Source organism: Paenibacillus sp. Y301 (genome assembly GCF_059445505.1).
In genome coordinates, this window is sequence record NZ_JCAIUL010000002.1 from 139,060 (window position 1) to 151,586 (window position 12,527).

At 35.7% G+C, this 12,527-nt stretch carries 11 protein-coding genes; all 11 read left to right on the plus strand.

What is annotated here, in order from left to right; translation table 11 throughout:
• The first annotated feature begins 15 nt into the window (after positions 1–15).
• The 11 genes from AC1D69_RS04080 to AC1D69_RS04130 all read left to right on the plus strand — a co-directional run bounded on the left by AC1D69_RS04080 (position 16) and on the right by AC1D69_RS04130 (position 12,510).
• Positions 16–954 carry a GDP-L-fucose synthase family protein gene (locus tag AC1D69_RS04080; RefSeq protein ID WP_495454884.1) on the plus strand — a complete coding sequence of 313 codons (939 nt, stop codon included), beginning with the start codon at positions 16–18 and terminating at the stop codon, positions 952–954.
• A gap of 25 nt (positions 955–979) precedes the next feature.
• Positions 980–1,972, plus strand: a complete 993-nt coding sequence (gmd, locus tag AC1D69_RS04085; protein WP_495454885.1) for a GDP-mannose 4,6-dehydratase — start codon at positions 980–982, stop codon at positions 1,970–1,972.
• 94 nt (positions 1,973–2,066) lie between these two features.
• Entirely contained in the window at positions 2,067–3,422 is a 1,356-nt protein-coding gene (locus AC1D69_RS04090) for an oligosaccharide flippase family protein (RefSeq protein WP_495454886.1), read from the plus strand.
• Positions 3,423–3,566: 144 nt separating this feature from the next.
• Positions 3,567–4,646, plus strand: a complete 1,080-nt coding sequence (locus AC1D69_RS04095; protein WP_495454887.1) for a glycosyltransferase — start codon at positions 3,567–3,569, stop codon at positions 4,644–4,646.
• Positions 4,647–4,908: 262 nt separating this feature from the next.
• Entirely contained in the window at positions 4,909–5,787 is an 879-nt protein-coding gene (locus tag AC1D69_RS04100; RefSeq protein WP_495454888.1) for a glycosyltransferase family 4 protein, read from the plus strand.
• Between the two features lie 57 nt (positions 5,788–5,844).
• A complete protein-coding gene (locus tag AC1D69_RS04105) occupies positions 5,845–6,984 on the plus strand; it encodes a glycosyltransferase family 4 protein (protein ID WP_495454889.1) in 1,140 nt (379 codons plus the stop codon).
• A 3-nt stretch (positions 6,985–6,987) separates the two neighbouring features.
• Positions 6,988–8,178: a glycosyltransferase family 4 protein gene (locus tag AC1D69_RS04110; RefSeq protein ID WP_495454890.1), complete on the plus strand. Its 1,191-nt coding sequence runs from the start codon at positions 6,988–6,990 to the stop codon at positions 8,176–8,178.
• Positions 8,168–8,764 carry a WcaF family extracellular polysaccharide biosynthesis acetyltransferase gene (locus AC1D69_RS04115; protein ID WP_495454891.1) on the plus strand — a complete coding sequence of 199 codons (597 nt, stop codon included), beginning with the start codon at positions 8,168–8,170 and terminating at the stop codon, positions 8,762–8,764. Before AC1D69_RS04110 ends, AC1D69_RS04115 begins: the two co-directional genes overlap by 11 nt.
• Complete coding sequence (locus AC1D69_RS04120) at positions 8,761–9,996, plus strand: glycosyltransferase family 4 protein (protein ID WP_495454892.1); 1,236 nt, start codon at positions 8,761–8,763, stop codon at positions 9,994–9,996. The genes AC1D69_RS04115 and AC1D69_RS04120 overlap by 4 nt, the downstream gene beginning before the upstream one ends.
• A gap of 27 nt (positions 9,997–10,023) precedes the next feature.
• Complete coding sequence (locus AC1D69_RS04125; RefSeq protein ID WP_495454893.1) at positions 10,024–11,403, plus strand: sugar phosphate nucleotidyltransferase; 1,380 nt, start codon at positions 10,024–10,026, stop codon at positions 11,401–11,403.
• A gap of 87 nt (positions 11,404–11,490) precedes the next feature.
• Entirely contained in the window at positions 11,491–12,510 is a 1,020-nt protein-coding gene (locus tag AC1D69_RS04130; RefSeq protein ID WP_495454894.1) for a glycosyltransferase, read from the plus strand.
• Positions 12,511–12,527: the final 17 nt, after the last annotated feature.

Sequence of the window (12,527 nt, forward strand, 5' to 3'; positions counted from 1 at the left end):
GAGTTGACCCGTAAATTGGAATTGAATTCAAGAATTTATATTGCTGGACATAGAGGTCTGGTGGGTTCCGCAATTTTAAGAGCATTACAGAGCAAAGGTTATCACAACTTCGTGTTACGTACGAGTACAGAATTAGATTTAAGGAACCGGGAAGAAGTAAATAGCTTGTTCCATGAAGAACAGATTGAATATGTGTTTTTAGCTGCCGCTAAGGTTGGTGGAATTGCAGCCAATAATGATTATCCTGCTGATTTCATAAGAGATAATCTACTTATTCAAACGAACGTCATTGATGCAGCATATCAGTTCAATGTGGAGAAGTTATTATTTCTTGGTTCTACATGTATCTATCCGAAATTTGCTCCACAGCCACTTAAAGAAGAGTATCTGCTCACTGGCGAACTAGAGCCAACGAATCAGCCATATGCAATTGCTAAGATCGCTGGTATTACCATGTGCCAATCCTATAACCGACAATATGGAACAAAATATATATCTGTTATGCCGACCAATATGTATGGTCCTAATGACAACTTCGACTTGAAAAGCTCTCATGTATTGCCCGCATTGATACGAAAATTCCATGATGCAAAGGAAAATAATGTTCCTACGGTAGAAGTGTGGGGGACAGGAAATCCTAGACGCGAATTTCTCCATGCAGACGATCTGGCTGAAGCCTGTTTGTTTCTAATGAACCATTACAACGAAAGTGAAGTTATTAACGTCGGTGTTGGCGATGATATTCCAATCAAAGAATTGGCTGAACTTGTTCAGTCGATCGTCGGTTATGAAGGTGAGATTGTGTTCAATAGTTCGATACCTGATGGTACTCCGAGGAAACTTGTAGATGTAACGAAGATAAATCAACTGGGATGGGAAGCTAAGATCTCATTAGAAGATGGATTGCGGTCTGTATATCAATCATTTCAGAAGGAATATCTGATTAACCAATAATTGAAGATATGTGGAGGAATCAACAATGAAAAGGGCATTAATTACTGGAGTTACGGGCCAAGATGGTTCATATTTAGCAGAATTTTTGTTGGAAAAGGGATATGAGGTTTTCGGTATGCGGAGGCGTACAAGCACACCAAATTATGAGAACGTGCAGCATATCAAAGATAAAATCAAGTGGATCTCCGGTGATCTGACCGATATGGCTTCCTTAATAGAAGCGGTTAAAATTTCTGATCCGGATGAAGTCTATAACTTAGCTGCTCAATCATTTGTGGCAGCATCCTGGCCACAGCCTTTGGCGACAGGGCAGATTACTGCAATTGCAGTTACAAATATGTTGGAAGCTGTGCGGATCATGAAGCCTGAAGCTAGATTCTACCAAGCATCAAGTTCTGAGATGTTTGGGAAAGTAATCGAAACTCCACAGAAAGAAACAACACCCTTCTATCCACGCAGTCCATATGGCGTTGCAAAAGTATACGGGCATTGGATTACTGTAAACTATCGCGAGAGCTTCAATATGTTTGCTTGTTCGGGGATTCTATTCAATCACGAATCTCCAAGAAGAGGATTAGAGTTTGTTACAAGAAAGGTTACGGATGCTGCTGCTAGAATTAAGCTCGGTCTCCAAAGTGAGCTCCGTATGGGTAATCTAGACTCTTTACGTGACTGGGGATTTGCTGGAGATTATATCAAGGCTATGTGGCTGATGCTACAACAGGAGGAACCGGACGATTACGTAATTTCTACTGGTGAAATGCATACAGTTAGAGAACTGGTTGAAGTTGCCTTCTCCTATGTAGGGTTGGATTATAAAGATTATGTAGTGATTGATCCTGAATTTGCTCGACCAGCGGAAGTGGATCTCTTACTGGGGGATTGTTCCAAAGCAAAAGAAAATTTAGGTTGGGAGCTTGAAGTCGGGTTTGAAGAACTTGTTCATATGATGGTAAACGAGGATCTAAAAAGAGCAGAAGCACAGATGAAACATAGTGAATTGGTACTTCCTGTATAATGATATTGTCCAACAGGGCTGAATTTCAGTCCTGTTATTAAATGTATGAATTTTGTTTCATATATATTTATTTCTTAGAGTGGAGCGCATTATCATGAAGTTGATAAACAAACTTTCCTTGATTAAGAATAATAGGGATTTTAAAAATGTACTCTATAGCGTCTTATCTTATGTTATTACACCAATAGTATTAATCGTAACTACACCGATGCTACTCACGAATTTGGGTAGTTCAAACTATGGAATATGGGTCTTAATAAACTCTCTGATTAATGTATTAGGGATTTCCAACTTCGGATTAGGAAATGCGTTTATCAAGATCGGCTCAGAATATGAGAGTTCAAATGAAAGCAAAATGTTTAATCAGTTATTTTCTGTATCTTTCACACTTTCAGTTATTTTAGCTATAACAATAAACATATTAACCTTTTTGTTTGGAGTTTATTTATTTCCTATATTTTTTGGTAGCGTAGGAATGGAAGAAATAATGCCCGTTATTCATCTCGTAGGTGGTGTTGTTGGATTACGGATCATCAATAGCATAATATCTGGATCATATATGGCTAAACAACGTTATGACATTAATAGTAAAATAATAATTGTGTTTAATTTAATTACATCTATTACTTTTACAATATTGGCATTGCTATATAAAGATATTAAGGTGCTCGTTATCTTTTTGTTCATATCGACGGTGATACTGCTCTTAGCTAATGTATATATAGCCAAAAAGAGTAATAAAAACTTATCGCTTAAGCTATCCTTAAATAAAGCAACCTTTGTAAAGATCTTTAGCTACGGTATATACTCATGGTTTCAACTAATCATTAGTGCATTAAATGCACAAGCTGATAAACTTATTATAGGAATTTTACTAGGCCCAAGTGCTCTGGGGTATTATTCAGTTTGTATGCAACTTATTGCAAAGATTCATGAAATCCCAACTGCAGCAGCAGCATTCCTTTTGCCTAAATTTAGTTCACTATACGAGAGCAACAGTATAAGTAAAATACGAGAAGTTTATTCAAAAGCACTGTTGTATAAGTCTATATTTATAATTGCATCATCATTTGTTGCATGTTTCTTTGCAAATCAAATATTAACAATTTGGATAGATGCAGATTTTGCTAATCAACATGTAACGTTATTTCGTATGCTGACAGTTTCTACTTCGATAGGAGCCTTTGGTGTCATTCCTTATTACTGCTTGAATGGAACTGGATATGTAAGAATTAACACAGTAATTTCATTGTCCAGCTCTATTCTCACATTAGTCTTGTTAAGTCTGTTAGCACCATATATCGGAGATATTGCAACAGGCATTTCAAAGTTAGTAGCTATACCATTGGTATTATTTTCAATTTATTTCGTTCGAAAGAAAGTATTTAAATCAAGGAATGACCATGAGACTGATGTAAATGTTACGGAGCTACAAATGAAATTACAATGAAATGAATAAAGTTATAAGAAAAACTAATCATTCTCCGGAAGATTAGTTTTCTTGGAATAGAGGACAAAGATGGATAAAATTTTGTTGTTTGATACTACTTGCAGCGGACATCGATCCAGATATGATTTCTCTCTGATAAAGGGAGTGTCTAAAGATCGGGAAGTATTGTTTGTAAGCAAAACTACAAATAATATGCAGGATCTACTTGAAAAAGAAGGTGTAAATTACATGCATATTACGACAGCAAGAAAACATCATTTACTCCATGATTGCTCTTTATTAATAAAAATGGGACAGATAGCAAGAAATCGAAAATTGAAGCATATTCATCTACTTTATCTTGACAGTTTGCTCATTTTACTTTTATTCATGTGGCCTTTGATTATTCTTTTCAAGTTCAAGGTAACAGCAACGTTACATTGGTCCCCTAATAAGACATTGAAGAAGATATTATTAAAAGGATTAATAAAGGGAAATGTTTTAGAAAAAATTATCGTTCATGGAGAATATACGAAGAATAATATATTAAAGTTATTAGGTCCAACAGAAAATGAGAAAGTATTTTCGGTTCCTTACCCTAATCTTCATGAATTATCTCAATCAAGTGAGGATGATTTAATTATAGAAGACAACTCAAATATTGAACATTTAGAAAGGCCCTTTTTATTGCTATTTGGTGGGCTTCGTTATGATAAAGGTCTTGATTTACTAATAGACTCCCTTAAAAAAATTGGGGATCGTAAATATACTTTATTTATTATTGGGAAAGAAGAACATTTCGATCGAAAGTTTCTTGAGGAGAAGCTTGAAGGAACTACCGTAAAAAACAATATTATTTTCAAGTTAGGATTTGTCCCTGACGAAGAAGTTCCCTATTATTTTGGAATGACTGATGCTGTGGTTTTACCATATAGAAAGATATTTACTGGACAAAGTGGTCCGCTAACTGAAGGGGTTGCGAATGGGAAATTTATTATAGGCCCAAATCATGGTGAGTTAGGTTATACCATTAATAAATACGATTTAGGATATACCTATTCAGTTGAAGATACCAATGATCTTGCCATCAGCCTGGGGAGATATATTGATGAATTTAGAGGTGGAGAGCGCTTGGTGAATCAAAAGGGAGTTGAACGATATAAAGCAGTGGTATCGGAGGACTTTTTTTGGCAGCAATATGAAGCTTTTTTCTCTGCAAATACTCTGAAAGTTATAGGTGAATAAAATGCTGAAACAAGGGATTGTATCCGTAGGATCTAAGTTTCATGCTACATTTACAGCTGAATCCTTAGCAAGAAGTGGGATGTTAAAAAGGTTCTATATCGGAAAAAAAGTGAATAGTAACACGATTCCAAAAGAGCATATAAGTTGTATTTCGCTTCCTCTAATGTTAGGTTATGTATTGCGAAAGATACCATTACTAGGCCATCACATCCCATATAATTTATTGTCAGATATATTATTCGACTTTATGGTGTCCATAAGGATGGGTAAAGCTGACTTTATAATTGGATTTAATAACTACACACTCATTCAAATGAAAAGGTTAATGAAACAGGACACTATATTATTCCTCGAGCAACGAATAGCTCATGTCTTGACGGAAATTCAAATTTATAATACTGAGTTTGGAAAAGTGCCTTCAAATTTACATACATTGATGGTGAAAAGAAAGTTAAAAGAGTATGAGTTGGCAAATTATATTCTTGTTCCTAGTGAATTTGTTTATCAATCCATGATTAATAATGGTATTTCAAAAAACAAATTACTTCTAGTTCCATACGGATACGACTCCAAACTATTTAAAAGAGATATGAATATGATCAAGCCTAAAGATTGTTTGAGATTATTATTTGTGGGTCAAATAGGACATCGCAAAGGCTTAAAATATTTATTGGAGGCTGTGAAAAATTTAAAGAGTATGCATATAAGAGTTCCTATTGAGCTATTACTTGTTGGAGGAGTAGATAAAGAGTTTGTTTCTTATCTAGACCGATATTCTGATGTATTTAAACATGTCGATTTCCTTCCTCAACAGAGGCTTCTGGAATTATATAATACCTCACATGTGTTTATATTTCCAAGCCTCTGTGAAGGGAGTGCTGTTGTTACGTATGAAGCTATGGGCTGTGGATTACCACAAATTGTTACCATAAATGCTGGAAGTGTAATAACTGATAAGGAAGAAGGACTAATCATCCCATCTAGGAATGTAGGTGCTATTGAACAGGCGATACTATACTTTGTAGAGAATCCTGAAGAAATTACACGTATGGAGCAGAACGCGACCAACAAAGCCCAAGAATATACTTGGGAGAAATATGGGGACAGACTGATGGGTACACTCAACAATAAATTATATTGATCATTTAATTAGAGATAAGTCATCGTACGTTAAATATAGAATGCTCGAGGTGAGTGTATGATAAAAACCCTTCTCCTTACGAACACTATTGCTCCTTATAGAATACCAGTGCTCAATAAATTAGTTGAGAATAGTGATATTAAGCTAAAGGTTTGGTATTTAGAAGAACGAGAAAAGAATAGGCATTGGAATATAAATCATCACGAAATTAAATACGATTATGAATGCTTGCCTGGGGTTCATACTTATATTCAAAGATTGGATATGGGTGTGCATGTTAACCTAGGTATTTTTTATAAGCTCATACGAGAAAATCCTGATGTGATTATTACTACTGGATATGATTCACTCGGATATTGGTCGGCACTCTTCTATTGTAGAATTTTCAGAAAAAAACTTCTTGTATGGTGGGGAAGTACCCTTGAGAGTAGCAGAGTTCAGAATACCATAGTTAATCGAACACGCAAGGTATTTTTTAAGTCCGCCGATTCGTTTGTAACTTACGGTACCGAATCGGCAAAATGTCTAAGACACTATGGTGTACAGGATAGTAAAATTATTGTAGGCTACAATACCGTCGATATACGGTATTTTCGCAACAAGTATAATGAGAATTCTATTCATGTAGAACCGGAACTGACCAAGAACGATAAGGTGAAGTTATTATTCATTGGTCAACTGATCGAACGTAAAGGGTTAGTGCAGATTATCGAAGCTCTTAGAATACTTGATAATCCGTCTTGGGAATTAAAAATTGTTGGATCTGGCCCAGATGAGCAGAAATTGAAAGAAAGAGTTAAAGAGTTTGGTTTAGAAAAGCAAATATATTTTGAAGGATATAAACAAAAGGAAGCATTAACTGACTATTTAATTCAAAGTGATTGCTTACTATTTCCTTCGTTAATTGAAGTATGGGGATTGGTTGTAAACGAAGCTTTAGCTACAAATACATTTGTTCTCGCCTCGAAGTACGCTGGGGCAACAAAGGATATTATCGTAGATCAGCAAAATGGTTTAATTATAGATCCATTGGATGAAGAAGATTTGCTTAGAGCTTTTCGTTGGTTAATGGATAATCAAGAGTATGTACGCTCCAATTGGAGAATGAGCTTAGGCTTATGGAGGAAGCTTCATCCTAATTCTTATGCTAATGCTGTTACAACAGCAATTAAACAGGCAGTTTCGGGAGGTGTTTAGAAAGTGATTAACATACTTTATATTCAACCCTATGCCAGTCATGTAGGTGGTGTGGATACCGTGCTACTTCAACTCGTTCAAGGGTTGGATAAAACAGAATATAGACCATATGTCGTATTACCCGCACCTAGTCCCTATGTTGAAAAGTATGAAGCAGCAGGAGCTAAGGTGATTTTTACAACACTTGCTGTATTTGGCAAACCGACCGATCTTGCATATTATTTTCGAAATCTGAAAAATTTATTTCTATCCATTAAGTCGATTAAAAAAATTGTGAAAGAATACAAAATTGACCTTATTCATTCTCACAAGATGGAATTAATGGGAGGTAATATAGTTGGGAAGTTGCTTAGTATTCCAACCATTCAAACTGTTCATGAACTTCCTAGAAAACCCTTAGTTGCTTATAAATTTATTGGGTACTTAAATCATTTATTCAACGACAAAGTAATCGTGTTATGTGAACGGAGTAAGGTGATGTTTAAGTGGGGAAAGGGCTACTCACATAAGCTCATCAAAATTTATAACGGAATTGAAATAAATCAATCAGTAGTTCATAAAAAATATGAAAACAGCTTGAAGGAAGAGTTAGGCATTGCTACTAATGATAAGATTCTTATAACCGTCGCACGTCTCTCTCCTATGAAAGGGATTGAATACTTACTTCAGGCCGCGTATATTACTAAGCAATCAAACCCAGATTTAAAGTATTTGGTTATTGGTGATGTGGCGTTTGAATCGGAAATGAGTTATAAAGAACAATTAAAAACCTTAGCAACCGAATTAGATCTGAATAATGTTTACTTTCTAGGATTGCGAAGGGATGTATCTGACTTATTATTGCAAGCAGATGTATTCGTGCTACCATCCGTATATGATATCTTTCCAACGGTTATTCTTGAAGCCATGGCTGCATCACTACCAATCGTAGCGACTGATGTCGGAGGAGTTCCAGAAATGGTTACTCCAGATATAGGATATTTAGTACCCCCAATGAATGCCGATGCTCTTGCCAACGCAATTATTCGAATGATTAATAATGAAGATAGGGCTCAATTTGGCCTTAATAGTAAAACACAAGTTCTTGATAGATTTACACGTGAACATTATTTGAATTCAACCCTATCAGTGTACAATACACTGTTAAGCAGTAAACCAATTAATAATAGGAGTAAGATCGTTCATGAAAAGTAACAGGATAAGATTAGACCTTTACCATCAAGACGGTTACTCAAGAGGAAGAAGTGGATGGTTCGTATTACTGTGGTGGCTTGTTCAAGGAAGCCTGTTTCGATTCTCTCTGCATCCTATGTATAGATGGCGTAATTTTCTTTTACGTATATTCGGTGCACATGTAGGTAAGGGAGTTCAGATAAGATCTACGGCTACATTTACATACCCATGGAAAGTAACAATAGGTGACTATTCATGGATTGGAGATCACGCAGAGTTCTATAGTCTAGATCACATAGAAGTCGGTGAACATTGTGTAGTGTCTCAACATTGCTATCTTTGCACTGGAACGCATAATATTCATGATCCAAAATTCGGATTAACTACAAAGCCTATAAAAATCAGCGATGGCGCTTGGATCGCAAGTGATGTCTTTGTGAATCCTGGTATTACAATAGGTGTGATGTCGATAGTAGCCGCAAGAAGTACAGTTACAAGGGATGTATCATCAAATGAAATCCATGCCGGAACACCTGCAAGGTTTATGAAGTATAGATTTGAAGATAAAGAAGAGATAGAACAATTGAAAGAGGTTGTGCCCATATGAAGCCAAAGATTGTATTTATAATTAATTACTTTTATCCTGACTATGCATCAACAGGACAACTTTTGACAGAACTATGCCTTCATATACAAAATGACTTTCGAATAACGGTCATAGCAGCCCAAACACAAGAAGAAATAGAGAGGAATAATAAAAGTGAAAGGTTTTCCAAAGATCGAATGGAGAATATCGATATCATAAGAATCAGGCTTCCCCAACAGGATAAACGAAATAAATGGAGTAGGTTGCGATATATTGCAACTTATTTTTTTTATGCGATTTTACTGGTTCTGAAACAAAAGGATGTTCAGATTCTCTATACCATCTCAACACCTCCTATTCTAGGTGGACTAATAGGTACGATTGGAAAGTTCTTTAAACGTACAAAGCACATATACAATATTCAAGATTTCAATCCAGAACAGGCGGAAGCAGTAAGTTATATGAAGAATAAGTCGGTTTACCGTGTAGCACGGTGGATTGACACAATGAACTGTAAGTACGCAGATCATATTATTACGGTTGGCCACGATATGCAAGAAACACTGTATAAGAGATTTGCTAACCAGGCAATTACAGATTGTACGGTTATTAATAATTGGACCGACGAGAAGGAAGTTGTCCCTCTTGCGAAAGACCATTTTAAAGTACAGGAATTTATTAAAGGGAATGGCTGGGAGAATAAATTTATAGTTATGTATTCTGGCAATATGGGACTCTACTATGACTTAGAGAATTTGATTAAGATAACGAAGGACTTCTCCAATTATGATGATATTGTATTTGCATTTATTGGGGATGGGGCAGTGAAAAATACAATGGAAACATATGCGGAGCGTAATCAACTAAACAACGTTTTCTTTCTACCATTTCAACCGAAGGCAGAGATTAAATATACATTAAATGCAGCAGACGTTCATTTAGTTGTGAATCAGAAAGGGATTAAGGGTGTTTCTGTTCCAAGCAAGATATATGGTGTAATGGCTGCTGGTAAACCTATATTAGGCGTTCTCGAGAAAGGTAGCGAGGCTTGTCTATTAATCGAAAATAGTGGATGTGGAATCGTTGTCGAGCCACAGAATTACTCAGAGGTGATAGAGGAGTTGAAATCCTTGTATAAACTTGATCGACATTTGTTAGCATACAAAGGAATACAAGGAAGGGAATACTTAGAACAGTATTTAAGAAAAGAACAATCGTTGGATAAGTATCGGAGCCTTTTAATATCAATATAAAACAACAATATAAATGGAGGTGTAGATATGAAATTGGTACTGCTGTCAGGAGGATCAGGCAAAAGATTATGGCCCTTATCCAATGATGCAAGATCGAAACAGTTTCTTAAGTTGCTTGAGAATGATAGTGATGAAATGGTTTCCATGGTACAGCGTGTATGGGAGCAAATAACTGCAAATGGATTAGAAGATTCAAGTTATATCGCAACGAGTAAGTCTCAAATTGAGATTATGCAAAGTCAAATCGGAGAATATGTTCCTTTAATCATAGAACCTGATCGGCGAGATACATATGCGGCTATCATGTTGGTAGCTACCTATTTATATTCCTATGCCGGAGTGGGATTGGATGAAGTCGTTGTCGTGTTACCTGTAGATCCTTACGTGGAGAATCATTTCTTTGATTCTGTAAAAAAATTAGAATCCATATTAAATTCCTCAGATGCTGAAATTGCACTTATTGGTGTACAACCAACTTACCCTTCTACAAAGTATGGATATATCATTCCTACAAATCCCGAGAACAATATTGAGAAAGATAATGAATATATGTCTGTTAGCCATTTTCAGGAAAAGCCAACAGAAGAAATTGCAGAAATGCTAATAGATCAAAATGCACTTTGGAATTGTGGTGTATTTGCATTCAAGCTTGGTTATGTTATTGAACTGCTTGAACGCAAAGGACTACCTATTCAATTCGAAGAGTTAACAAAGCAATATCATAAAATACCTAAAATTAGTTTTGATTATGAAGTATTGGAAAAAGCATCTCAAATAGTAGTACTTCCTTATGAAGGTTATTGGAAGGATCTCGGTACTTGGAATACGTTAACAGAAGAAATGCCGAATCGACAAATTGGTAAAGGTATTATTAGTGATGACTGCGTTAATACACATCTTATTAATGAAATTGACATTCCAGTTTCAATACTCGGGTTATCCAATATAGTTGTAGCTGTAAGTCCTGATGGTATTTTAGTGACTGATAAAAGTTCAAGCCCGCGTATAAAGGATTTCATTAATTTTGAACAGGGTCCAATGTACGAAGAAAGACAATGGGGCTGGATTAGAATATTAGATGATCAGAATTACGAAGATGGTCGTTGTGTAACCACAAAACGGGTGAGTATTCAAAAAGATAAAAGTTTGAGCTATCGAATGCATGCAAGTCGTGAAGAGGTCTGGACAATTGTTAAAGGCAAAGGCGAATTTATTCAGAATGGTAACTTTGTGAATGTGAATGCTGGAAATGTTCTTCATATTCCTATGAAGTCATTACACAGCATAAGAGCCTTTTCTGAACTCGAAATTATTGTGGTTCAGAGTGGATTCACACATGAATGCAATCAAATGATTGAGCTATATAAGACTTGGAATGAGATAGAACAACACTGTATTAAGGTATAGGGCTACATTTTGAAGACTATTTGTTACTATATTTCAGACTATGGATACGGGCATGCAACTCGTAGTATTGCAATTATCAGAGCATTGATGTTATATACTCCTAAGCGTTATCATATTATTATCTGTTCCGGTAAAGGACTTGGTTTTATACGGGATTCTTTACGAGATTTAGATATGTTAAATTTAGATTTCCGTGAATGTGCTTCCGATTTAGGATACATACTAAAGAAGGATTCTATTGAGCCGGATCTGATGTTATTTAAATCTATGTACTTAGATTATATGAAGACAATGCCAATAGAAATTCAGAGGGAAGCAGAGTTCATTCTCCAGGAGGAGGTTGATCTGGTCATTTCCGACATATCGCCAGTTCCAATTTGCTCTGCGAAACTAGCAAATGTTAAATCGATGGGAATCTCTAACTTTACGTGGTATACAGCCTATCAACAATTAATTGATCAGGAGTTCCTCAAACCATTATATGATGCTTACTCCCATATGGATGCCTTTATTCACTTATCGGGGTCAATAGAACCTCGTTGGGGTAGTGGGAATGTCCTCAAGTCAAGTTTTTATTGCAGAACTCCTAATACGGAAGAGATCAATCGTATATCTCATCAATTAAATCCAGAACAAAATAAATGTATTGTTTATTTCGCTCTTGGTATAAGTATTCAAGTTGGTAATCTAGATTCATTAAAGATGTGGCATGATGATTCATGCTTATTTGTCGTTTCCAGCAATATGAATATTAGTGGGAAAAATGTCCACCATATTCCACATCACTATACGGAGTCACAAAATTATGTTGCGGCAGCAGACGTCATCATTTCAAAGCCTGGCTGGGGAACAGTAGGGGAAGCGATTATATGTAATAAGCCTCTAATTTTGCTTAATAGAGGTTTAATGAATGAAGACCAAAATACGATTGTGGAACTAAGTAGTAGGCAATCATACCAACTAGTTTCGTGGAATGAGCTAATAGAATTAGATATAGAAAGAACATTAAAAGGTATGGTTTCAGAACAAAGATTACATCGTGTAGCAGATAATGGAAATGAAATGAATGTAAAAAAAATAGTTAGGTTTATAAAAGTACTAGTATAAATTACAAATCCTCTACA